Origin of the sequence: Vibrio makurazakiensis (assembly GCF_050337375.1) — a bacterium.
Classification (GTDB): domain Bacteria; phylum Pseudomonadota; class Gammaproteobacteria; order Enterobacterales; family Vibrionaceae; genus Vibrio; species Vibrio makurazakiensis.
Genome location: NZ_JAKJSW010000054.1, coordinates 1 through 23,175, shown reverse-complemented (window position 1 = coordinate 23,175; position 23,175 = coordinate 1). Strand labels below are relative to the sequence as shown.

Here is a 23,175-nt window from a genome sequence, read left to right as displayed (position 1 = left end):
CCCAACAAGTACGATAGATCCTAAAATTGACATTAATAGGCTGATTTTTTTCATGCTTTCTCCAAGGTAATGATCAAAGTGACATATGGGATTAGTATATTTTAGATTTCAAAACTTGCTGACTCAATTTGGTTAAGAAGCCAGTAAGGTCTATTATTTACTAATATTTCTGTTCGTTTTGAGTCCTAGCTCAAGCTTGAATTAGCGTAACTGGTTGAAGCATCAATCACTTCTTGATTCTAGGTATTCTATGCGGTTATCTTAGGATTAATGTTACATGGCAAAGGAACTAAAATGTCAGAGCAAAAATTTAGATTAGTAACGCGTAGCGATTTCGATGGCTTAGTGTGCGCGGTGCTGTTAAAGCAGAAATTTACCATTGACGATATTAAATTTGTGCACCCAAAAGATATGCAAGATGGAAAAGTCGAAATCACAGATAATGATATCGTGACTAACCTTCCTTATGTTTCTGATTCACACCTCACTTTTGATCACCACCTTTCTGAAACAATTCGTAATACCGGTGAACGCTCTAATCATATTATTGATCCTGATGCACCTTCAGCTGCACGTGTAGTGTGGGATTATTATGGTGGTTCAGACACGTTCCCTGCGGAATGGGAAGAAATGATGGAAGCGGTAGATAAAGGTGACTCTGCCCAATTTAATCGTGATGAAGTTCTGGATTCGCAAGATTGGAACTTACTGAACTTCTTAATGGATGCTCGTACAGGTTTAGGCCGTTTCCGTGAGTTTAGAATTTCTAACTACGCACTAATGATGGATCTTATTGATTATTGTAAGAACCATTCGATCAAAGAGATCCTTGATCTACCTGATGTAAAAGAGCGTATCGACTTATATCGTGAGCACGAAAGTAAATTCAAAGAGCAAGTTCAACGCTGTGCAACGGTGCATGACAATCTGGTTTTGCTTGATCTTGTGAATGAAGACACGATCTATGCGGGTAACCGTTTTATGATTTACGCTTTGTTCCCACAATGTAATATCTCTATCCACAAAATGTGGGGCTTCCAGAAGCAAAACGTTGTTTTTGCTACCGGTAAATCGATTTTTGATCGCGGTTCGAAAACCAATGTTGGTGAGCTGATGCTTAAATACGGTGGTGGTGGCCATGTGGCAGCTGGCACATGTCAAATCGCAACGCCTGATGCTGAAAAAGTGCAACAAGAGCTGATAGATGCGATTACTGCCGACGGCTAATCGTTCATTGTAAAGGCTTTTAAGAAACTCGAAATTCAAGTTAAGCCCCGCAGTGATGTGGGGCTTTTTCTATGCAATTTCCAAACACTTAATGATTTAGGTTGGTATAATGCGCCAAATTTCAAAAGACCCGTTTTTAAGAAGCTATAAGCCATGAGACATTTAAAAACCACTATTCATCCTGATATCGAGCACTTAGATGGTCAGACAGTACGCAAGCGTAACGCTGCTCGCGCTATCGTTTTAGACGGCGAGAATATCTTAATGCTCTATACACAACGCTACCATGACTACACTATTCCTGGTGGTGGTTTGGATGAAGGGGAAGATGTAATTGCCGGTATGGTTCGTGAGTTAGAAGAAGAAACCGGTGCGCAGAATATTCATAGTATTAAGCCTTTCGGTATTTTTGAAGAATTTCGCCCTTGGTACAAAGATGATGCTGACATAATGCATATGATCTCTTACTGCTATACTTGCAAAATTAACAGCGAGCTAGGCGAAACTTCGTATGAAGATTATGAAATCAAAAACGGAATGAAGCCGGTTTGGATAAACATCCATGAAGCTATCGCTCATAATGAAAAGACAATGGCCGAAAGCTCTAAAAAGGGCATGAGCATAGAGCGTGAAACGTTCTTGCTGCACTTAATTGCGAAAGAAATGCTTTAGCCAATTTAATTGACGACTATGGCAGCTCGATTAAGTGGAAAGTCATAGTGAGAGCTATGATTTCTTATAGCTAACTTTTGAGAGTTACCTAGTCAGTGTTTATCGATCATATTGAAGCTAATCTTGAATAGCTTGATATTTCGCACCGAAAAATATGTTATCCTGCCATGGCGATTTAGAGTGTCTCGGTATAGTGATACATAAACTTCTTCAAGCTGGTGAAGCCATGTTTGAGTTGATAGATTTCAGACAGAATGGAATAGAAAATGTTGTTGGAAGATGTAGTCGAAATAATTGAGTTAACGGATACTGATCTCCTGTCTCAAGCTATGGAAATTTTCAATGAAAAGGGAATTGTAGGTGCTACCCATTTTCCTTTCATGAACGTTGTATTTGATAAAGCGCCGGAACAGCTTGCGAAAAGGCTTTCTGATATCGGCTTCAAAGGGAATGTTCAAGTGACTAAATGTGAACGAACAACCAGCTATGTAGTGTTCGATGCAGCTCGAATTCAATTAGATGAAGCTAACCAATGGCCTGAGACCGCATAGTTCTCATTACTAGCATTTGACGATGGTTTATACAATTTTGAGGTTTTTACAGTGACGGCAACATCAACAGTAACTTCAGCGACAACTGAACAACAGGCTAACACTCATGCGCTTCTAGGGGCTGCATTGCTGTCTTCTCAACAAGTAGAGTTTGGCCTGTTTGGCATAATGACTCATCTATCCAAGTTGCAGGCAACTCAAGGTGAGAAGCAAGCCCTAGGGCTAAACCCTGATACCTTCCTAAAAGGTAACACAAGTGACCTAGAGTCAGACTTGAACTTATATGATGCTGTCTTTGGTAAGAAGCTTCCACTGACCAAACAAGAAATCGCTGATTTTATTTATCATCGCAACCTGATTGTTCGCAACTTTTGGCGAGTAACAGGCGCTGATATTAAAGGTGGAGAAAAGTTAGCAGACCCTGCATTGTACCTGGATCAATTTCTGGCGAAGTGTGCAGCGATGCTGACGAAAATAGAGGTTTACGAGAAGTAAGCCAAATAATTTATCTTTAGCTGACTACTGACGTTCAGCTAGAGTGATATGAATATTCTAAAGCCATAGCTCGCCAGCTATGGCTTTTTTATTTCAGTGTCTGCTCGCTTAATTTAAACAGAAATCAGCTGAATAGTAGAAGATTAGATCCCCTTTGCACGTCTCTGATTTCCATCTAATTTCTAGCGCACTCCGTGATTCCGATATACAGTAGCTTAAAAGGATAAAGTATAAGGAATGTACGATGTGCCGAAGCTTGTTAGTGGTATTGCTCTCACTGTGCTCTTTCATGGGTTTTGCAAATGAAGAGTTAAAGTATTCAGAGAAAGAGTATGTCGATAGGCCTTTGATGGAGAGGTACATTCTTGATGAGCTTAAAAGCTTGCGTATGAACCAGCAAGACCTTGAACGACGCACCATCATAGAGATAACCGATAGGGAGCTTAGTGTTGCTGATAGGTCCCTAAACTATGCCAATGTTACGGTCACTTACTTCTTTTATATTATTGCAGGTGTAGCTTCGTTGATTGCATTGATAGGCTGGCAATCACTGAAAGAGATTAAGCACAACACCAAAGAAATGGCAGATAAACGCCTTAATCAAATTGCTCAAGAGTATGAGAAGAAGTTTTTAGATCTTGAGAGGGACCTAAAACGCAAAACTCGTATCATTTCAGAGAACAACCGCGAAATCGAAATCATCAACGAGATCCACAATCTATGGCTTCGCGCACAAAGCGTACAAACCGCAGAGCAGAAGATAGAAATCTATGATGAGATTTTAAAAGTACGTCCAGGTGATTTAGAGGCCCTCACCTATAAAGCGGATGCTGCGATGGAAATTGGTGAATACCATTGGGCAATGAGCCTGTGTAACCGAGTGCTTGAGGTGGATGACCAGAATGCTCACGCCTTGTACCAAAGAGCTTGTGCTTATGCTCGATTAGGGGCTGAAGGGCAGGCTATCGACGATATAGAGCGTTCTATTGCTGCTAGTGGTTCTATGCGAGAGCTGATTAGTGAAGAAACCGACTTTGAGATGCTTCGTGGTTTAGAGCGATTTGAATCTCTCTTAGAAGAATAAACCTTTTCCTCCTCTTTAGGGCATGAGCGAACATATCGCTCATGCCAATTAATTATCACTTATCAATAGCTCAATAACTTAGGCTTCAGTATAAAAGTGCCACACGCATCTAGTTAAGCGCAAAGGGTTGAAAGAAAGGTTGTTACTTGAAACCGTAGGCATTCAATATCTGTTTTGCAGGCTCGCTTTTTAGATAGGTAATGAACGCGTCAACGCTATCTGATTCATTCACTTTCGCTAATGGGTAAGTGATTTCTGAATGGAGCGTATCACTGAAATTATGTACGACTCTGACTTTATCGCTCGCCATCGCATCCGTTTTATAGACGATGCCAAGTGGTGCTTCACCTAGTTCAACCAATACTAACGCTACACGCACATTTTTCGTGGGCGCTAAATTATGACTCACAGAATCCCAAACATTTAATGTGCTAAGCGCTTCTTTCGCGTATATCCCAGCAGGCACACTTTCTGGTTGGCCTATCGCCAAACGCTGGTCTTTTAAATTGGTTTCCCATGCAGACTTGTCCGTTACGTCAAAGCTAATGTTAGAGGCTTTCGGGGCAATTAACGTGAGATTATTGCTGGCAAAAATGGAAACATTGCTAGGTGAAATGACGTCTTGGATAACGAGGTGATCAACCCATTTCTGGTTAGCTGAAATAAATACATCAACGGGAGCCCCTCGTTCAATCTGTCTTGCGAGTGAAGACGAACCTCCAAATACAGTGACGATATTAACTCCCTGAGCCTCAGTGTAAGAGTTTGATAGCTCAGTAATGGCATTGGTCATTGAAGACGCGGCATAAACTCGTAATGTATCTTCTGCGTTCGCTACAAGCGAAAGGGATGCTAATAATAAAGTGCAAAGCTTTTTCATGGGATACCTAAACTCAAACGGGGTTGGTGCTGGATTTTATCGTATTTGTTTTAACTTGCTTGTAAGCGGGTGTAAGAGGAATCAAATTCCTTTCGTAACCAGTTCCTAAGCTGAAGCACGCTTTCCATTTTTAATTTTTCTGCAGGGCATACAAAATAAAAGTCTTGGTATGGGTTGCTGACCGCAGGGCCTATCTCGACGAGCAATCCATGGCTAATGTCGTCACGAACAAACTGCCTGTGGGTGATGAATACACCAAGCTGTCGAATAGCGGCTTGCACAGCCTGAATTGAAACGTTAAACGACAAGTTGTTCTGCCCGGAAGGGACGTCTATGCCATGGTGTTCACACCATATCGACCAATCGTGTTTTCGTCTTTCATTGGTTACAGTAATCGCAGGGTATTGTTTAAGTAATGAAATGGCAGTAATGGACTTGCACGTACTTAAACTATCTTCGGCTTCCTCTAATGATTGTTGGGCTTTCTCTAATAAGAGTGGGCTACACACCATAACTAGCTCATCACTGCTTAATTTTTCGCAATAGTAATCTTGCCAATCGTCGGGTTTACCGTGAACAAGAGCAATATCGACCCCTTGTTTCTCAAGCTGAAATACTCCGGTAAGAGTCGAGATTCGGACGTCCATTTTGGGTGCAAATTGTTGGAATCCTTGTACTCGTGGGATCCACCAGTGCATCGCTAATGAATTAATCATGTTTAGCGTTATTCGATGTTCTTCTTGTGTTTTTATCAGCTCAGACGTCGCTTCTACAATGGTTTCTAGCGCGGGAGATATCTTTTTGTAATAACGCTTACCATCATTGTTGAGCACCACATTTCTGCCCATGCGCTGAAATAGCGGTTTTCCGATTTGCTGCTCTAACGATTTGATTGCCTGACTAACAGCCGAGTGGCTAACACACAGAGCACTGGCGGCCTTAGTCATGCTGCCTGTTTCTGCAACCGCGATAAATGTATAAATAGATTTCAGAGGAACGAGCTTCTTCATTGGTAAGTTTTCCTTACAGGTTTAGTCAATATTACTCGCTATTCTTTCAATCGTCACTTTCTTAGAATGCACGCATCAGGAGGTAGTCGATGTCTAAAAATTTTCAATCTACAACGTTTATGTTGCTTTCAACATTCAGCCTTTCATTTACAGGGTTGTTAGCAAAATACTTATCGCAAGCGATGCCAATAGAGTTACTCGGTTTTCTAAGGTTTGCAGTGCCTGCCGCAATGTTATTTGTTGTCTTGTTCTTTATTCGTTTACGTTCATTTCCTCTGACAGCATACAAACCACTACTGGTACGGGGGATATGTATCTCAGCATGCCAAGTGTGCTTCTTACTTTCATTACAACGCCTCACTCTAGTTGAAAGTATTGTTCTATTTAGCTCTGGCCCACTGTTTATCCCAGTGTTAGAAAAACTAATTTTTGGTGCTCGTATCAGTGTCATCACTATTATTGGATTAGTGATGACCTTTGTTGGTGTATTGTGCATGGCGGGTGACCTTAGTCAGTTTGAACTAAAACCTGAGTTACTCGTTGGGCTGCTGGCTGGTGTGTTTAACTCAGGTTCTCAATTGAGCTTGTACCGTTCAACAAAAGGGGATGTGACGCCTATTGAGTTAAACGCTTGGACATTTGTTATCGCATCAAGCTTATTACTCCCTTTTGTTATATTGAGTGCGACTGTCGGTGACTTGCAGGTACAGGCATTGTTTACGGGACACCTTAGCACCGCAGTTGTAGGAGCTTTGATGGTCATGTCCGTACTCATTATCAACACGCAAATATTCAGAGCTAAAGCCTACAAACTCGCAGATAGCGGCTCTCAGCTTGCTCCGTTGATATTCACCAACTTACTGTTCACCGCGTTGTGGCAATACTCTTTCTTTGATGATGTTTTCACAGTCAGTCAAATCGTGGGGATATCTCTGATTGTTTCCGCGAGTGTTATGAATACTTTTCTGCCAAAGATGCTAAGGCGTAAAGCGATAAGTTCAGAGGCGATAAAAACGGCTTAAGCGTTGGATCTGAAGCATGGTGGACATGGGCTTACACGAATGATGTTGTACGACTAAAACAGGCTTTTTATGTACTCTTTGACGGTTTGAATATGGTGCTCGCGATCGACCTCCGTGTTTTGTTCTTTACTGAGGAATTCATTGGCATAACGCTGGTCAATTTCACCCTCTAAGAACAGAACATAAAGCTTTGGATCAATATGACCACTCGTCGCCATATGAGTCATGATGTTAAGTGATTCACTTAATGTTTTGGCTTTTTTATATGGACGGTCGCTGGAAGTCAGGGCTTCAAATACATCGGAAATAGCCATAACTCTAGCAGGAATAGAAAGTTGCTCTTGATTTAGCCCTCTAGGATAGCCTTTACCATCAACTCGTTCATGGTGGCCGCCAGCGATGCTTGGGATATCCTGTAAATGCTCTGGGTAAGGTAGTCGCTCTAACATCGAGAGCGTTTGAACTATGTGATCATTGATAATGAAGCGCTCTTCATCACTTAAAGTACCGCGACGAATAGACAGGTTATGTAACTCCCCACGATTGTACTTCACCGCCCCTGGAGTGAGTACGAAATCTTCTTTCCACACATCCATCGGGCTAAAGCCTGCTTGCCAAGGAACTTGGTGGACTTCTTTATCTGCCAGTAATGACTCCATTTTAGGCAGGTAAGTTTTTACCCCGTAGCGCTGCTGTTCAATCCATGAAACGCCTAATTGGTCATCTAAGGTTCGCTTCCATTTACGTTCTGCAATTCTGTGTAGCTTCTCTATTTTTTCATCTTCCATGAACTCACCACCTAAGTTGCACTCGGCAACAAAGGCAAACTCTGCATCTAATTCTTCGTGAGTCTTCACTAACAAGGCTGTCTGTTCTTCTAGGTTTTCTCCTTCATGCAGCGCTTTCCAGTAATCGGATTCAGCTTGTACTTTTAGAACCTCAAAACGCATGCGGACTTCGTGTATTCGGTCATAGATCGTTTCTAGTTTAGTCGCTTTGTCGACCACGTATTCAGGGGTCGTGACTTTACCGCAATCATGCAGCCAAGAGGCTAAGTTAAGTTCTTCCCACTGTCTTCTGTCTAATGAGAAGTGAGGGAAATAGCGTTCATCTTTCTCGGTCAGCTCTGTTAGCCATTTTGTTAGCTCAGGAACCCGCTGACAGTGTCCGCCAGTGTATGGAGACTTGGTATCAATGGCTGAAGCAATCAACTCGATAAAGGCATTGAGCATGTCTTTTTGTTGCTGCATTTGGTCTATGTTGTCTTTCGCTATTTCCGCGAAGCTTAATACTTCCCTCAGAAAAGCGTGTTTGTCAGCTTGAATTTGAGTGATGGCTCGTTCATAGCCAATGACCACAATACCGACTAATTGCTTCTCTCTGTTTAACAGCGGAAACAGGTAAATATCGGAATTAAAGATGGAGTTCTGGTGACGTTTCAGCGTGTTGTCGTCACGGTTGAAGTGGATGGTTTCACCTGATTTCAGTTTTGAAAGTAACCAAGGCGTATCTTTGATGAAATCATTGATGTCCGCTTTGAACGGAATGATTGCGTGATTTGCGGCAACGGTGAAGGTGTCCGAATCCTTGGATTGGACGAACAGCATAATGGTTTCAGCTTTCGTGATGAGATAGCTTTGGTGGGCGACGGTTTTAGCGAGTACGCTGAATTCTTGGTTGCTTGCAGTATCCCGGAGCAAGTTAAGTAAGTCGTGCAGTGTGTGCTCCATGAGCTCAATGGAGAGGGTAAGGTTAGATACTTCTTTGATCATGCTTTTTGGATAGTGCGTTCGCTTAAAATCAAAACGCGCAATGTTATCGGTCAATTCGACGAGGTTCTGTAATGGTAGAGCTAAGCGTTTTGCAATTAGCCAAACAAAGATAAAGCACGTTATTAATAAGATCACCGCGACCATGATCTGTTTGTCGCGCATAGAGAGTAAATCAGCCAGTAAGTCGCTCTGTGGCGTTGCTTCTGCTAATAGAAGTGTGACGTTTTCAGTTAAATGCACTGGCGTCATGGTGAGTGACCACTCCGCGAGGTTGAAACTTATTTCTTTAAATATCGGTTTCTCGTAGCTAGTTTGATTCAGTAGTGTTGCGATTACCGTTTTATCTAAGGCTTCACGCTGTTCTTCGGGCGTTAGGGTTATGTCTATATCGAGTTGGTGTTGTCCGAGTAACTGGAATTCATTATCAAACAGCGCAAGCCGAGTTTGCGGGGAGTACGCCAACTGACTTATCTGTGTAGATAAACTCTCGAGTGTGAAATCTGCTCCTATAACATGCTGCCCATCCGCTGAACGGCGAGATAGGGTGATGCCACTGGTTTTCAAAAAGTGGAACAAATATGGTTTGGATAAGCGAATCTCACCGTCGCTTTCAGCATTGATAAACCACGGCCTTGTTCTTGGATCAAATGTATTGTCGTTAGTGAGGTTTCTACCTATCTGTTTGTGGTTCCCATCGAGAAATATGGTTTCGTTTTTCCCCGAAAGATCGGCACTACTGATCATCATTGTGGATTTTGCAGGCGCTCCGGCGGCTTTCCTTTGTTTATTACTACCTAGCGGACGGAAGATAGTAAAAGCGCCCTCATTCGAAGTATAAAACAAGGCGACTAGGTTAGGGTTCTGTTTGAATATTAGGTCAATCGAAGCGAGCCACGGCTTTTGCTCTAAAGACTCGCCTTGGTGGCGAATAAAGGAGCTTACAGCCATAAAGTCGAGGGTCGTGAGTATCGGCGATACGGTTTGCTTGAATACAGACTCAAGCTTGTTGCTATGATCTTTACTTAATTCCTGCGCCGTCCCCGTTAGTAGTTCTTGCGAATGCCGATAGCTGATGGAAATAAGAACAATACCAACTATGGTCGTTAGAACTAAAAAGAGACTCGTAATGTGAATACTTAAGGGATAGCGGCGTTTCTTCATCTAGGTTCCTATGCACGTAAACCAATTTAAGTATTGTCGATGTTTTGTATGTTGCAAAAAAATGGTTGAACTTTAATAAGTTGAAAAAAACCGCCTGTTCGACTACTGATAAAATTATCGTCAATTGAGTTTTTGCTAAAAGTCTTTTGTTTGCTGGTCAAATGTCGAATATTCATTTATTTGAGCGGAGTGAGCTAAGAACGGATTAGCAATGGTTAACTTTTAGTGAATCGCTGCAATTTCTATCGTCAGACTGTTAGACTTGTAGAAATACTGGATTATAAGAGTACTGTTCAATGAAGTTACAGGTAGACACGCACACACATACCTATGCGAGTGGTCATGCTTACAGCACCTTGATTGAGAATGCACAGGCTGCTTATGAACACGGCTTAAAGATGTTCTGTACGACAGACCATTCAGAATCAATGCCCGGTGCGCCACATTACTGGTTCTTTAGTAACCAGAGGGTATTACCGCGTTTCATTAATAAAGTGGCGATCATTCGTGGTGTTGAGTCCAATATTATGAATACCGCGGGTGATATTGATATTCACCCTAGTGTTGATAAAAACTTAGATTGGGCTATCGCTAGCTTCCATGAGCCGGTCTTTCGCCCTTCTGATAAAGCGACACACACGCAAGCTTTACTGAATGTAATAAAAGCTGGAAGAGTGGATGCGTTGGGGCATTTAGGTAACCCTAATTTCGACTTTGATTTTGAAGCTGTTATCCAATGTGCGAAAGAAAATAATGTTGCTATCGAAATTAATAATACGACTTTAAAAGGCAATAGCCGCGTGGGTAGTGTTGACCGATGCTATCGCATTGCGAGCATAGCAAAAGAGGTCGGGGCATATATCACGACAGGAAGTGATGCGCATTTCTGCCAGGGTGTTGGGCGCTTAGAGCTGGTATCTGAATTGCTAGATCAAGTCGGTGTTGAAAGCAGTAAAGTCGTGACTCATACCCCTCAGCAGTTTTTGAGCTTTTTGGAGCTTCGTGGACGTAAGCTGATACCAGAATTAGCAGGTATGTAGTATCAATAGTTAGTAGTAACAATGACTAGCAAGCATACGCCCCAGCAATCTATAGAGGTGAGTACTTCTACGGATCGATTGTTTCGTATTTCGATACATATATTTGTCTCGGTTTAGCTAAAACTTGTATACACTAGAGTGAAAATAATAATGCCGTTCGGCAACCATGTCCCTATGGAGAAGTAATGAAAACTCGCTCAATTTTAACGGTGGCTCTTTTAGCCTCATCTCTGATGTCTGCGTCTGTATTCGCAAACAGTGTCGATCTTAAGAAAAATATGCAACAAATGAAGTTGGCTTTTAAGCAAGCAGCAGAAGCGCAAAATATTGAAGAGATGCAAAAACCGATTGCTAACTTAGATGAACTAATCGCCAGTTCAAAGCAAGGTGTGTACCCTTTAGAAAAAGAAACGTTGTACATGGAAGGCTTTAAAAAGCTAGCGACGTCGATTGATAAGATTGAAGCAGAGCTAGAGCAAGGTAACTTTGAGCAAGCTCAGCAAGAGCTAAGAGATATCGACGCATTGCGAATTGAGTACCACGATAAGCGTAATCCAAGCATTTGGAGCAAGCTTTTCGGCTAACCCTAGCTCATTTCTAGGTAATAAAGCTCTCCACAAAAAGAGTTCTTAAGTAAAAGCGCCTATTGGTCATAGTCATCAATAGGCGTTTTTTCGTTTTATGCATTTATTTTAGTTTGATTTTTAACCCTGAAGACGAGTGTTTATCATTGAAAGTGAACGACTTTGTGCGGGAGGTTCAATTATTGACGTTTGGCTGGTTCAGTTCTTTCGTCTAATTCGTTCCTGATCAATAATGTCGCAAATTTATAAATGTTATAAATGATGCGTCACACTCCATTTACATTCTCAGTGTTTAACAAATCAATGTTACTTGCGACGGCTTTAAGCTGGGTGCTTGTGACATTAATGCCTATTATCAATGCTCATGGTAATAGCGCAGGAGTGTGGGCGACATTATGTACATTGAATGGTTTTGAGCTGGTTCAGGTAGAAGAAGGGACACCTGAGACACACAGCGGTAAACCTTGTCCGTTTAGCCATTTTTCTCCATTTTTCGATAACAAACTTCCAAGCACACTGCTTACAACTCGACTGAGTTTAATTGTTTCTGAACGATACGCTTTTTTGGCTCTAAGCGAACGTTTTAAGAAGCAAATTCCGCGAGCCCCTCCTGTGGTTCTTACTTGATAAAAACTCTAAAAATAAATAACCCAATTATCTAAGTAAAGTTCAAGTACTCAACCCACTCTCTGTTTTTCAGAGGGTTCGTATGCGTGCGAAAAAGGAAATCACAATGTTGAGAAATGACTCTCAAGTTAAGCAATCAAGCCAAGAACAAACCACTTCACGTAATAAAACACTCTACTTTCTAACATGGCGCTGGCATTTCTATGCTGGACTGTTCGTTATCCCGTTTATGCTAATGCTGTGTTTGACTGGTTTAGTTATGTTGTTTGACGACGAAATTGAAATGGTACGTTACCAAGATATTTTGCAAGTTGAAGCCAGCAATGAAAAACAAACACCTTCCGAACAATTACAGCAAGTACAAGCGATATATCCAAATGCTGTGATTACACAATATATCCCAGCGAAAACACCGACATTGGCTAATCGCTATTCCGTTAAGCGACAAGATGGCAGCTCAGTGTTTGCGATAGTTAACCCTTATACGGGGGAAGTGCTTGGGGAAATTGATCGCAGTGATAGCTGGTATCAACTGGCGAATGACATTCATGGCACCTTACTCATCGGTGATTGGGGTGATTACCTTATTGAAGTCGCAGCCAGTTTGTCAGTTTTACTGTTAGTGAGCGGTATTTATCTATGGTTGCCACGTGACAATGCGAGTCGAGCGGGTTTTATGAAAATTCGTTTGGGAGCTGGTACTAGAGTTGTTATGAGAGATTTACACGCAAACATTGGCGGAACTTTATCACTGGTGTTGTTGCTGTTTATTCTGTCTGGTTTATCGTGGGCTGGAGTGTGGGGGAGCCAATTTGTTCAAGCGTGGAACTCGTTCCCTGCTCAAAAGTGGAATGATGTCCCTTTGTCTGACCAAAACCATACAAGCCTGAATCATGGTTCTGAAGAAGAAATGCCATGGAACTTAGAGCAGACCCCTTTACCAAAATCTCATGATCATTCGGCGATGGGTGACATGTCAGTTGATCTTCATCATTCGCAACAACGCGGTACTTTGTCTCTTAATGAAGTGGTAAAAATTGCTCAAGATTTAGGATTTGGACAGTACAAGCTGAACTTTCCAAAATCTGAAACAGGGGTTTTTACTGTGTCTGCCAATACAATGAGCGGAGATATTACCAACCCGACACAAGATCGGACGACTCATATTGACCAGTACTCTGGGCAAATACTTGCTGATGTAACGTGGCAAGATTACAACTTGATGGCAAAAGCTATGGCCGCTGGTGTAGCGCTTCATCAGGGGGATATTAGTGTCGTAAACAAGATATTGAATACGCTATTTTGCATTGCTTTTATCGCAGTTGCGATTACTGGTGGAGTGATGTGGTGGATGCGCCGACCATCAGGGCAAAAGAAGTTGGGGGCGCCACCTAAATTTAATGATGCAGGAGTTTGGAAAACAGGGCTAGTGGTAATCGCATTTATGGGGATCTTGTTCCCACTGGCGGGTATCACTATTGTCACAGCATTGATTCTAGACTGGTTGATATTTTCACGCGTTGAAAGGCTGAAGTTAGCCTTAAGTTAGTATCATGAGTATATGTAGCCCTCTTCGGCTCTATTAGAGTTGGAGAGGGTGTCACTAATCTTGCTGGTAGATTTCAAGCGGTAGCCCATCAGGGTCTGCAAAGAACGTGAATTCCTTGCCAGTAAATTCATCCACTCGAATGGGTTCTACTTCAATTCCTTGTTGCTCTAAATAACATTTCACATAGCTCACGTCGTCCACACAAAATGCTAAATGCCGTAGCCCTTGCGCTTCGGGAAAGCTTGGTCTCTCTGGAGAGTTCGGGAAGCTAAATAATTCAACTTGAGAGCCGTTTGGTAATGCTAAATCCAGTTTGTATGACTGACGATTCTCTCGGTAGTTTTCTGCAATAACTTCTAACTGCAAAACCTTTGTATAGAAGTGTTTTGAAACCGTGTAATTAGAGCAAATAATCGCAGCGTGATGGATTCCTTTTAGCATCGTTATGTCTCTCCTGCTAATTTATTGCTTAAATGCTTCATCGCATAATCAATGAAAACACGTAAACGTGCAGGCATGTACTTAGTCTGTGCATACTGCATGGCAATTGCGCCGTGGTAGTTACTTTTGATCGTCCAATCTTCTAATACTTGAACAACACTGCCTTCGTTGAGTGCATCTTGAATAACAAAGTCGTGGAAGATACCAATCCCAAGTCCATCTTTTACCCCATTTAGACGCATTTGAGAGTGATTGACGGCGTAACGCCCTGATACCGCAACGGTATGAAATTCATCATCTTTCAAAAAATCCCAAATGTGGTCTTTATCGGTTTCGGCTAGGTACAAGCAGTCGTGTTCAGTGAGCTCTGTTGGATGAGCAGGCATGCCTTTATTGTTCAAATACTCAGGACTAGCACACAACACCAGGTTAGTTTTGCCTAACTCTTTAAGTACTAAGCTTTCATCTGGTTTGTCAGTAAGGCGAAACGCCACATCAATGCCCTGACGAAAGATATCAATGTTGCCATCGGCAGCCCGTAGTTTGAGTTGAATTTCAGGATATTGTTGAAGAAATGGCCCAACAAAAGGTTGTAATACTGAATTTAAAAAAGCCTCTGGAGCAGCAACCGTTAATGAACCTGAAGGTTCTGTGTGATCCGAAGTCGAAAGTTCGATAGCTTGCTGTGCTGCGTTAACCATCACGACACTTTGATCATAAACCTGCTGACCAGCTTGGGTGATGATTAAGGTGCGGGTTGTGCGCTCAAACAACTTTACTGACAAAGCTTGCTCTAAACGAGTGATTAATTTACTCAACGCAGATGGAGTAACCCCTAACTGTTTTGCCGCAGCGGTAAAGCTACCTTCATTAACCACTAAAATAAAAGAGGCTAAGTCAGGAAGGAGAGAAATGAGTTTTGGATTAATCATAAGTCACTTAAATATGGTTGCTTTAACGCAGTTGAATCGCATGCCTATTTACTCACGAAACTGTCTATAAATCCAATAAAGAACCTTGAGGTTCAAGAAAGGATGCCAAAGTATGATTTTTTTCACTTCACGTTTGATTTTTTAGGAGTACGCATAGTCTTCTTTTGTTTCGAGATGTCTCTTCTGATTTGTTTTAAGCAATTTTATCTATAGCAGATAGTACGCTTTATGAGAGTGATAGTGAGCAATAAAGGCACTAATGTCATTTCGACTAATAAGTCAGTCTAGCAGGCGATAGTTCTAGAAAAGCGGTGTGCAAATTGTAACCTATAGAATATTTAACTGACGGGATTTTATTGCTATGGCGTGCGTAAACTTATGTTTTTGGTGCGTTTCATTAAATTATCCTTCGAGTCTATCTTTATTCCTATTCATTCATATACTGGCTGAATAATAAACAAAATAAATGGCGTTAATTTCAGTTGGTAATAGGGAAGGAGACCTTATGGAGAAAGAAGACAGTTTATTTCAATTAGAAAGGGTTCAACGGTTTAACTTTTCAGTATGGACAGTACTAACGGGTACACTCCTCGCTCGTACGAGCTACTTTATGGCGTGGCCATTTCTTATTGTATTTCTTTATCAAGATTACGGCGCTTCTGCAATTGAAGTGGGGAGTATGTTAGGGGCTTCGGCTATCGTTGGCGCAGGCACTGGTTTGTACTCTGGTTATTTATCGGATCGTTTTGGTCGAAAGTGGGTGATGGTTTTAGGCAGTTGGATTGCCGCACTATCTTATACTGGCATTGGGTTGGCATCTGAAGTTTGGCAGTTCTATGTATTACTGATGCTGACTGGGTTAATGAGACCAATGATCGAAGCGCCCGCAAAAGCAGTGATCGGTGATAATTTAGATGACCTGAAAGACCGAGAGCTGGCTCTGAATATTCGTTACTTTCTGCTGAATTTAGGCGGCGCATTAGGCCCGTTAATTGGTATTACTTTAGCTTTAGCGCAACCACAGAATCTGTTTTTTATTGCGGGTGCTACTTATGTGGTTTATGGATTTTGGCTATTTTTTGGTATTGAACGTAAAAAGAGATTCACGAAACCAGACACTTCGGTATTACCAAATTTTAGCGCTACGCTAAACGTGATTCGTAAAGACAATATCTTCGTAAAATTGATGATCGCTAATTTCATCATGATGTTTGTTTATGCTCAGGTTGAGTCTTCTATACCACAGGTTATTGTTCGTTCTTCTGTGTCAGATGCTGCGCAAATTATTGCAGGGTTGGTTCTGGTGAACACTTTAACCATTATTATTTTTCAGTTTCCAATGCTGAAGTGGCTAGAACATATTCCATTATTTGTGAGAACGCGAATAGGGATGTGTTTAATGGCTGTCGCGCAAATTGGCTTTTTACTTACCCCTGTAGACTGGCCTATCGGCTGGGCGATCGCTTGCTTTATCCTAAGCCTCGGTGAAGTGATAGCGTTCCCAACCTTAAATGTTCAGATAGACCGAATGGCTCCTCCTCATCTAAGAGGCTCGTACTTTGGCGCCGCAGCGCTTTACTCACTGGGCTTTGCAATTGCCCCTCTGGTCGGTGGCATTGTGATTGAATCCCTCAGTTCGAATTGGTTGTTTGTTGTCTGCTTTGTGCTTTGCTTAGTGATGATGTGGTTGTATTGGCTTGCTGAGCATACCGAAGATACCGTCGAGAGAGAGGCCGTAACGCAGCCCTAACTCGTTGTTCATAGTCACTAGATATTACGTTCATCCGTGAATTATTCACGACCAATAATTAAGCCGTACTTTTGTTAATAAAAGTACGGCTTTTACGTTTAAGGAGGGTGTTAACTAGACGTTATCCTTATGCCTGCCTACTTTTAATGATAGATGCATAATTTAACGGCTTGCCCCTTGGGTAAGTTATCAGCCTTATAAGTCTGTTTCGACAAAGAATAACCGATAGTGCTAGGCATAGTGCTAATACAGGTAAATAGAGTCTTACAGGCAAAAAATTGGTACTAGTATGAGCAATTCTAGCAGTACGATTTTGACCGAGAGCGGTACGAATGAGCTTGAGATTATCGAGTTTCATTTAGTTAAACACCTGCCAGATGGTGGAACAAAAATATGTTACTACGGCATTAATGTGGCCAAAGTTCGTGAAGTGATTCAGGTACCTGAAACAACGGACTACCCTAATGCACAGCCTCATATGATCGGTGTGTTTTCGTCGCGTGATATTCTGACCCCGCTGGTGGACTTAGGGGGCTGGTTAGGGCTTCCAACGAGTAAAGACCTAGAGAAGAAGTTTGTCATAGTGACCGATTTCAACCGCATGACTAATGGTTTTCTGATTGACAGCATTAGCCGTATTCATCGTATATCTTGGAATGATGTTGAATCACCTAGTCAGTTTTTAGAGGCTGGCGAACAAGACTGCGTAGTGGCTGTGGTTCGAAAAGACAAAAATCTCATCATGATCCTGGATTTTGAAAAAATCATTTCAGACATCAATCCAGAGTTGAGTATGGAGAAATATGATGTCACCGTTGATAAATCGGTTGATTTGAACCAACGCATGATCACGAAAAGAAATGCGAAAACCATTGTGGTAGTTGACGACTCGGCATTTATTCGTAGCTTAATTCAAGACACATTAACCTCTGCAGGCTACAATATTATTGCGTGTAAGGATGGCGGAGAAGGGCACGACAAATTGATGGAGATTGCCGAATCGGCCAAGCAAGAAGGTTTACCTACTCACGAGCTCGTTAACGCAGTAGTTACTGATGTAGAAATGCCTAGAATGGATGGTATGCATTTACTTAAGCGCTTACGAGATAGCGATGCTTATGCGAACACCCCTATCATCATGTTTTCTTCTTTAATGAGTGATGATAACCGCGCTAAAGCATTAGCATTGGGCGCGAATGACACGATCACCAAACCTGAGATAGGAAAAATGGTGACCATGATGGATAAGTATATTTTTACTTAGATTGACTCGTAACCTTGCGTAATTAAATAAGAAGTAGCTTATTGGAGGCGGGAGCATCTATTTACTTCTGCGTTCGTTGTAAACTCTTGATGGCTTACTGGTCGGCTACTTACCTTTGAGTAGCCGATAATATTCATCAATGTTCCAATACATATCCATGTTTTGTTTCCCTCATATTTGTAAGAACTACTTTAGCTTTTGGGTATTTCTGCCAATATCCTCGATTCATGAAAAGATCTAACTATCAAAAGCGAAACTATTCATTTTAACTCAATGATTTGCTGAACTTGTATCTGCGAATCTATTATGCTTAAAGTGTAGTCGTCCAGTGATAGGAGCGGAAATTCGCTAATGAACAAAGAGAATTTTTCGGAAAAGTTGAAATTGTTACGTGAACAATTAGGTACTTCTCAAGAAGAGTTAGCTGATGTATTGGCCAAATCTCATCGAGCGTTCAAAGGCGTTAATCAAGTCATGCTAAGTCAATGGGAGCGTGGAAAAACTCAGCCCAGTTTTGTAAGGCGTCTGGGAGTTGCGAGCTTCTTTCAGCAAGACTATGATTTTTCAGTTGAGGAAATGGTTCAAGTAAAAGCTGCAACCAAGTTAATGGACCAACCATTTAACTATGATATCGGATATGATTATAAAATCACTTCAGTTGAAACCTATAAACTAGCGAATATACCCGATGAACGACTGAACCTTATTCGCACAATGCACACTAAGTTGTATGGACGCGATTTTAWTGAAACGGCAAAACAGTTAGGAATCTCGTCCGGTGATATGATCGTAAAGTGCTTCCTATGCGAAAACTTGATGATTGGGCATGTGGTTTATGAATTGACAGATAACATGTTATTTAGTGTAGGGGCGATGAGCGCACCTATTAGGCGCCAAATATTTGATCATTTAGGCAACGATATGCCAGAAACGGAATTTAGCTTTCCTACGATTGATCCTGCTATGAGTCAGTTTTTGTATGACCTTTATTTCGAACCTTGCTGTAACAAATTAGGGTTGACGTTCTATCGCGCTAGCATAAAAAAAGTAGTCGAGAATCCCTTCTCTCAGACAATTCAAAACAAGCATGACCTATATTTTAAATACATTCGTTATTATGATCTTAAGATGAAAAAGAAAAGTGTCGAGTTCATCATAAATTAACCCTAATGACTTCGTACTCTGTTTTTAGCCTGACCAATTCACTAAATTGACCTAAATCTTCATAGGATTGACGTAAATAAGAGATGCTGGACTCAATGCTTAACATTAACTTCTTCGTTTTCCTTATTTTTTTGCGTTTCACTATATTGGCAAATTGAGATACGAGTCCTTCGTGATATTCCTTGTTTAATGGTGACGTATTCGCCATGGATACCAACGTGGTTAAGTCTGAGTCTCTATTCAGATTAAAATACAGCTCTTTGCCGTTACTAAGTTGAGATAAGTTTTCTAGCAACTTCCCTGTAATGATGGACAAAAAGTCGTTCTCTACAAAGGTTAACTGTTGTTCGGCTAGCATTTTAACTTTGGAATGAAGTCCAAGATGGTAGCAAGCGAGTGCGAGTAATATTAGTACTAGGTTATCTTTTGCATAAATTGCTCTTTTTATRTATGCATCGAACTTTTTTCCTACTTTGAACAGTTCCCGTGAGTCGTAATTTTTTAGCACATAAAGAAGTAAATAATATAGGTGGTGGTTTGGATTATTATCGATCACCAACTTGTCAAACCCATTACCACGACTGGTGCAATATTCGTTATGGAAAGTGTAATTTAAGGACTTTAAGCTCCATAAAAACAGCGCGATTTTTTTGTCAACCAAAGGATTAGTTTGGTTGTTTTTTAAGAAAGCATTCAGAGTTTCAATTGTTGCTGCATAGTCCAGCTCATAGAGATTCAATACTGCCGATTTAATGCTTTTCTCTTGATCAGTTGCAAACTTTTTGTAGTTACTAATGAGCTGTTTATAGTTAGTGATCTTCAGTTCACTTTCCATCAATAACCATTTTACTCTAGGGTGATCTTTGAGTGTTGGCTTTTGATCGAGTATAGCCAGGACACCGTGGCTGTCTCCCCGCAAGCTATAGAGCTCAATGAGCTGGACTAATGACCATTCATTGTTTTGATTCAACTGTGAAGAGCACAGGGTGACGGCTTCATCAAAGCGCTTTAAATGCACCAGTGATAGACAACGCATGCGGATAAGCTCGTTTCTGAACGCTATATTCTCTTGTTCTATACAGTGAGTCAGTTCAATTACTTGCTGGTAGTTCCTTTGAAAGTAGGCATTTTTCGTCGCTTTTAATGCTAATCCTCGGGTAATGATGTGATTGATTTTGGTTACGAGTTGATTGTAATTAAATGGCTTAGCGATAAATCCATCAGGTAAATGTTGATCAATTTCTCTAATGGTTTCTTGGTCCACGGTGTTGTCTGTTACGATCAAAGCTGACAGCTTCTCACGTATGTGCTCTTTTTCGATGAAGCGGAAAAACTCTTTACCTAAGGGGCGGTTTTTAAAGGTATACGAACAAATAATGATGTCATAGTGGTTTCCAGACTCAATACTATCCTTCAGGTACCAACAAGCGATCTTGGTATCTAGAGCATAATTGATGTTCTTTTCCGCCACTTTTATTTTGTTGATGATCTTGCGAATACTATGGATAAACAGCGGACTGTCATCGATAATCAATACTTTGAATTTGGCCAGTGAAGTTGCGACTTGCTGTGACTCTGAGGAGTGGCTAGTTAATGTCATATTGCTAACCCTCGTAAATCATCCGGTCGAACAGGCTTAGAAAAATAGAACCCTTGATAGCTGTCAAAACCGAGTTGATGTACATAATGACAAGTTTCAGCATCTTCAACGCCTTCGGCAACGGTTCTGATACCGACTTCTTTACAGAAAATGACCAGGTTTTTCAGTAAAAATGTGAACTTTTCTCCACAATTGTTAATGAGTGATTTATCGAATTTTACCTCATCAACATTTAGGTTCATCACCTTTTCGATATTTGAGTAACCGACCCCAAAATCATCGATGGAGAACTTAATCCCAAGCATTTTGAACTCCTGTATCTTCGAAGCTAGTTGATCATTTATCTCGTCGTTTTCACTTAACTCGAGAATAAGTTGATGGGCAGGAAAAGATGTTTCCCATAACAGTTCTTTTATACGTTCGAGGTTACAAGAGTTCTCTATAACTTTTTTACTGATGTTCACCGCGAGATTAAGTGCTGGAGAGAGCGCTTTGATTTCGTAAAGCGCTTGTTCAAGGACAATAAAGAAAATTTTCTCTTCATATCCGAGTTCAAACGCGCGCTCCAGAAAATGAGCCGGAGAAAATACACCTTGTTGTGGAATGCTTATTCTGAATAGGGCTTCGACCCCCGTCATTTTTTCGAGGTGGGGCACTACTTTTGGCTGGTAGTAGCAGGTGTACCAGCGGTTAGTAAACGCTTGGTCGATTAAATGATCAGATAAGTACATGTGCTAATAGGCTCGTTGGCTAAAATGGCTGCACATTGTGAGAGTTCGGCCTAAGACTCTCTATATTGTTCTGAGGTTAAAAGTTTAGATTCGATATGAAATGGACTTTAGGTATACAAGTTGGATTTATGTAAATAATATCCCGATGAATATTATTTGTGATTTCAATTCATCAATGTTTTTCCAACTTAAGGGATAATCGTTTTCCTTCACTTCAACTAAAATGTCATTAACAGTTTGACAGTGTAAATGAATCATTTTGTTTTCATTTACACTCCCTACATAAAACAACGCCTCGTTGTTCAATAATAATTAGGAAGGAATTAGCTGATGTCTTCTGCATTCTACCAACAGATTCAAAACCAAATCGAAGAAGTAAAAGAAGAAGGTCTTTACAAGTCTGAGCGCATTATCACTTCTGCACAAAAAGCAGCGGTTTCTATCTCGACTGGTGAAGAAGTACTGAACTTCTGTGCAAACAACTACTTAGGCCTTGCTAACCACCCTGATCTAATCGAAGCAGCAAAAGACGGCATGGACCAACACGGTTTTGGTATGGCGTCAGTTCGTTTCATCTGTGGTACTCAAGACTCACACAAAGAACTAGAGCAAAAGCTATCTACGTTCCTAGGTAAAGAAGACACTATTCTTTACACATCTTGCTTCGATGCGAACGCTGGTTTATTCGAAACGATTTTAGGTAAAGAAGATGCAATCATCTCTGATGCTCTAAACCACGCTTCTATCATTGATGGTGTTCGTCTATGTAAAGCAATGCGTTTCCGCTACGCGAACAACAACATGGAAGAACTAGAACAGCAACTTATCGCAGCTAAAGAAGCGGGTGCTCGTCATACGCTTATCGTAACTGACGGTGTGTTCTCAATGGACGGCGTGGTTGCTAACCTTCCTGCTATCTGTGACCTTGCTGACAAGTACGGTGCACTAGTAATGGTTGATGATTCTCACGCAGTGGGTTTCATGGGTGAAAACGGCGCTGGTACTCACGAGTTCCACAACGTTGTTGACCGTATCGACATCATCACTGGTACGCTAGGTAAAGCAATGGGTGGCGCTTCAGGCGGTTACACTTCTGGTAAGAAAGAAGTGATCGACTGGTTACGTCAGCGTTCTCGTCCATACCTGTTCTCTAACTCTGTTGCTCCTGCAATCGTATCTGCGTCTATCCGCGTTCTAGACCTTCTAGCGGAATCTGGCGACCTACGTACTCAACTATGGGAAAACTCTGCTCACTTCCGTACTCGTATGGAAGACGCTGGTTTCACTATGGGCGGTGCTGATCACGCAATCATCCCAATCATGCTTGGTGATGCAAAAGTAGCGGCTGAATTTGCAGAACGCGCACTAGAGAAAGGCATCTACGTTGTCGGTTTCTCTTTCCCTGTAGTACCAAAAGGCCAAGCTCGTATCCGTACGCAAATGTCTGCTGCACACTCTCGTGAGCAACTAGACCGTGCAATCGATGCGTTCATCCAAGTTGGTAAAGACATGGGTATCATCTAATTCTTGTTGTTTGGATAAAACCACCCGCTAATAGAATATAGATAACATTAGATTTTTGATTCTATTAGCGGGTGGTTTTATCCAAACAACAAGAA

General features: G+C 41.4%; 21 protein-coding genes. 14 read left to right on the top strand and 7 right to left on the bottom strand.

The features are described from left to right. The first annotated feature begins 294 nt into the window (after positions 1 to 294). From L4C33_RS08460 to L4C33_RS08440, 5 genes are all read left to right on the top strand, one after another. Positions 295 to 1,227 (top strand): exopolyphosphatase, encoded by a 933-nt coding sequence (locus tag L4C33_RS08460; protein ID WP_428811997.1) that lies wholly within the window; start codon positions 295 to 297, stop codon positions 1,225 to 1,227. A gap of 153 nt (positions 1,228 to 1,380) precedes the next feature. Continuing rightward, positions 1,381 to 1,899, top strand: a complete 519-nt coding sequence (locus tag L4C33_RS08455; RefSeq protein WP_428811996.1) for an NUDIX hydrolase — start codon at positions 1,381 to 1,383, stop codon at positions 1,897 to 1,899. A 266-nt stretch (positions 1,900 to 2,165) separates the two neighbouring features. Continuing rightward, complete coding sequence (locus tag L4C33_RS08450; protein WP_428811995.1) at positions 2,166 to 2,450, top strand: hypothetical protein; 285 nt, start codon at positions 2,166 to 2,168, stop codon at positions 2,448 to 2,450. A 51-nt stretch (positions 2,451 to 2,501) separates the two neighbouring features. Further along, entirely contained in the window at positions 2,502 to 2,945 is a 444-nt protein-coding gene (locus tag L4C33_RS08445) for a hypothetical protein (RefSeq protein ID WP_428811994.1), read from the top strand. A gap of 244 nt (positions 2,946 to 3,189) precedes the next feature. After that, a complete protein-coding gene (locus L4C33_RS08440; RefSeq protein WP_428811993.1) occupies positions 3,190 to 4,029 on the top strand; it encodes a tetratricopeptide repeat protein in 840 nt (279 codons plus the stop codon). 142 nt (positions 4,030 to 4,171) lie between these two features. On the opposite strand, the gene modA is transcribed toward L4C33_RS08440, so the two are convergent. Beyond that, complete coding sequence (gene modA, locus L4C33_RS08435; RefSeq protein ID WP_428811992.1) at positions 4,172 to 4,909, bottom strand: molybdate ABC transporter substrate-binding protein; 738 nt, start codon at positions 4,907 to 4,909, stop codon at positions 4,172 to 4,174. Positions 4,910 to 4,959: 50 nt separating this feature from the next. Next, a complete protein-coding gene (locus L4C33_RS08430) occupies positions 4,960 to 5,919 on the bottom strand; it encodes a LysR substrate-binding domain-containing protein (protein WP_428811991.1) in 960 nt (319 codons plus the stop codon). An 89-nt stretch (positions 5,920 to 6,008) separates the two neighbouring features. Here L4C33_RS08430 and L4C33_RS08425 point away from each other — a divergent pair, with 89 nt between their 5' ends. Next, complete coding sequence (locus L4C33_RS08425; RefSeq protein WP_428811990.1) at positions 6,009 to 6,941, top strand: DMT family transporter; 933 nt, start codon at positions 6,009 to 6,011, stop codon at positions 6,939 to 6,941. 53 nt (positions 6,942 to 6,994) lie between these two features. Here L4C33_RS08425 and L4C33_RS08420 read toward each other — a convergent pair whose 3' ends face one another. Further along, the gene (locus L4C33_RS08420) at positions 6,995 to 9,874 is read right to left on the bottom strand and encodes an HD domain-containing phosphohydrolase (protein WP_428811989.1); all 2,880 of its coding nucleotides are present in this window, start codon (positions 9,872 to 9,874) and stop codon (positions 6,995 to 6,997) included. A 296-nt stretch (positions 9,875 to 10,170) separates the two neighbouring features. On the opposite strand from L4C33_RS08420, the gene L4C33_RS08415 reads away from it, so the two are divergent. The 4 genes from L4C33_RS08415 (at position 10,171) to L4C33_RS08400 (ending at position 13,674) form a co-directional block, all read left to right on the top strand. Further along, the gene (locus L4C33_RS08415; RefSeq protein WP_428811988.1) at positions 10,171 to 10,914 is read left to right on the top strand and encodes a phosphatase; all 744 of its coding nucleotides are present in this window, start codon (positions 10,171 to 10,173) and stop codon (positions 10,912 to 10,914) included. A 185-nt stretch (positions 10,915 to 11,099) separates the two neighbouring features. Beyond that, positions 11,100 to 11,498, top strand: a complete 399-nt coding sequence (locus L4C33_RS08410) for a cytochrome b562 (RefSeq protein WP_428811987.1) — start codon at positions 11,100 to 11,102, stop codon at positions 11,496 to 11,498. Between the two features lie 258 nt (positions 11,499 to 11,756). Beyond that, complete coding sequence (locus L4C33_RS08405) at positions 11,757 to 12,125, top strand: hypothetical protein (RefSeq protein WP_428811986.1); 369 nt, start codon at positions 11,757 to 11,759, stop codon at positions 12,123 to 12,125. 106 nt (positions 12,126 to 12,231) lie between these two features. Beyond that, positions 12,232 to 13,674, top strand: a complete 1,443-nt coding sequence (locus L4C33_RS08400; protein WP_428811985.1) for a PepSY-associated TM helix domain-containing protein — start codon at positions 12,232 to 12,234, stop codon at positions 13,672 to 13,674. Positions 13,675 to 13,728: 54 nt separating this feature from the next. Here the strand turns inward: L4C33_RS08400 and gloA2 are convergent, their stop codons facing one another. Together gloA2 and L4C33_RS08390 are read right to left on the bottom strand one after the other, a co-directional pair. Beyond that, positions 13,729 to 14,115: an SMU1112c/YaeR family gloxylase I-like metalloprotein gene (gloA2, locus tag L4C33_RS08395; protein WP_428811984.1), complete on the bottom strand. Its 387-nt coding sequence runs from the start codon at positions 14,113 to 14,115 to the stop codon at positions 13,729 to 13,731. 2 nt (positions 14,116 to 14,117) lie between these two features. Continuing rightward, a complete protein-coding gene (locus L4C33_RS08390; protein ID WP_428811983.1) occupies positions 14,118 to 15,047 on the bottom strand; it encodes a LysR family transcriptional regulator in 930 nt (309 codons plus the stop codon). 505 nt (positions 15,048 to 15,552) lie between these two features. Between L4C33_RS08390 and L4C33_RS08385 the strand changes: the two genes are divergently transcribed. The 3 genes from L4C33_RS08385 to L4C33_RS08375 all read left to right on the top strand — a co-directional run bounded on the left by L4C33_RS08385 (position 15,553) and on the right by L4C33_RS08375 (position 19,225). Next, the gene (locus tag L4C33_RS08385; RefSeq protein ID WP_428811982.1) at positions 15,553 to 16,797 is read left to right on the top strand and encodes an MDR family MFS transporter; all 1,245 of its coding nucleotides are present in this window, start codon (positions 15,553 to 15,555) and stop codon (positions 16,795 to 16,797) included. A 289-nt stretch (positions 16,798 to 17,086) separates the two neighbouring features. Beyond that, the gene (locus L4C33_RS08380; RefSeq protein WP_428811981.1) at positions 17,087 to 18,061 is read left to right on the top strand and encodes a chemotaxis protein; all 975 of its coding nucleotides are present in this window, start codon (positions 17,087 to 17,089) and stop codon (positions 18,059 to 18,061) included. 351 nt (positions 18,062 to 18,412) lie between these two features. Further along, positions 18,413 to 19,225, top strand: coding sequence for a helix-turn-helix transcriptional regulator (locus L4C33_RS08375; RefSeq protein WP_428811980.1), 813 nt, complete (start codon positions 18,413 to 18,415; stop codon positions 19,223 to 19,225). Here the strand turns inward: L4C33_RS08375 and L4C33_RS08370 are convergent. Continuing rightward, positions 19,215 to 20,759 (bottom strand): response regulator, encoded by a 1,545-nt coding sequence (locus L4C33_RS08370; RefSeq protein WP_428811979.1) that lies wholly within the window; start codon positions 20,757 to 20,759, stop codon positions 19,215 to 19,217. The genes L4C33_RS08375 and L4C33_RS08370 overlap by 11 nt on opposite strands. Before the next feature lie 62 nt (positions 20,760 to 20,821). Beyond that, positions 20,822 to 21,556 carry an EAL domain-containing protein gene (locus tag L4C33_RS08365; protein ID WP_428811978.1) on the bottom strand — a complete coding sequence of 245 codons (735 nt, stop codon included), beginning with the start codon at positions 21,554 to 21,556 and terminating at the stop codon, positions 20,822 to 20,824. A gap of 330 nt (positions 21,557 to 21,886) precedes the next feature. Between L4C33_RS08365 and L4C33_RS08360 the strand changes: the two genes are divergently transcribed. Next, positions 21,887 to 23,080 (top strand): glycine C-acetyltransferase, encoded by a 1,194-nt coding sequence (locus L4C33_RS08360; protein WP_428811977.1) that lies wholly within the window; start codon positions 21,887 to 21,889, stop codon positions 23,078 to 23,080. The last annotated feature ends 95 nt before the right edge of the window (positions 23,081 to 23,175 follow it).

Bases quoted from the DNA above. Each gene is read 5' to 3' on its own strand.
- L4C33_RS08460 (WP_428811997.1), top strand. From the start codon at position 295: ATGTCAGAGCAAAAATTTAGATTAGTAACGCGTAGCGATTTCGATGGC.
- L4C33_RS08455 (WP_428811996.1), top strand. From the start codon at position 1,381: ATGAGACATTTAAAAACCACTATTCATCCTGATATCGAGCACTTAGAT.
- L4C33_RS08450 (WP_428811995.1), top strand. From the start codon at position 2,166: ATGTTGTTGGAAGATGTAGTCGAAATAATTGAGTTAACGGATACTGAT.
- L4C33_RS08440 (WP_428811993.1), top strand. From the start codon at position 3,190: ATGTGCCGAAGCTTGTTAGTGGTATTGCTCTCACTGTGCTCTTTCATG.
- modA (WP_428811992.1), bottom strand. From the start codon at position 4,909: ATGAAAAAGCTTTGCACTTTATTATTAGCATCCCTTTCGCTTGTAGCG.
- L4C33_RS08430 (WP_428811991.1), bottom strand. From the start codon at position 5,919: ATGAAGAAGCTCGTTCCTCTGAAATCTATTTATACATTTATCGCGGTT.
- L4C33_RS08425 (WP_428811990.1), top strand. From the start codon at position 6,009: ATGTCTAAAAATTTTCAATCTACAACGTTTATGTTGCTTTCAACATTC.
- L4C33_RS08420 (WP_428811989.1), bottom strand. From the start codon at position 9,874: ATGAAGAAACGCCGCTATCCCTTAAGTATTCACATTACGAGTCTCTTT.
- L4C33_RS08415 (WP_428811988.1), top strand. From the start codon at position 10,171: ATGAAGTTACAGGTAGACACGCACACACATACCTATGCGAGTGGTCAT.
- L4C33_RS08410 (WP_428811987.1), top strand. From the start codon at position 11,100: ATGAAAACTCGCTCAATTTTAACGGTGGCTCTTTTAGCCTCATCTCTG.
- L4C33_RS08405 (WP_428811986.1), top strand. From the start codon at position 11,757: ATGATGCGTCACACTCCATTTACATTCTCAGTGTTTAACAAATCAATG.
- L4C33_RS08400 (WP_428811985.1), top strand. From the start codon at position 12,232: ATGTTGAGAAATGACTCTCAAGTTAAGCAATCAAGCCAAGAACAAACC.
- gloA2 (WP_428811984.1), bottom strand. From the start codon at position 14,115: ATGCTAAAAGGAATCCATCACGCTGCGATTATTTGCTCTAATTACACG.
- L4C33_RS08390 (WP_428811983.1), bottom strand. From the start codon at position 15,047: ATGATTAATCCAAAACTCATTTCTCTCCTTCCTGACTTAGCCTCTTTT.
- L4C33_RS08385 (WP_428811982.1), top strand. From the start codon at position 15,553: ATGGAGAAAGAAGACAGTTTATTTCAATTAGAAAGGGTTCAACGGTTT.
- L4C33_RS08380 (WP_428811981.1), top strand. From the start codon at position 17,087: ATGAGCAATTCTAGCAGTACGATTTTGACCGAGAGCGGTACGAATGAG.
- L4C33_RS08365 (WP_428811978.1), bottom strand. From the start codon at position 21,556: ATGTACTTATCTGATCATTTAATCGACCAAGCGTTTACTAACCGCTGG.
- L4C33_RS08360 (WP_428811977.1), top strand. From the start codon at position 21,887: ATGTCTTCTGCATTCTACCAACAGATTCAAAACCAAATCGAAGAAGTA.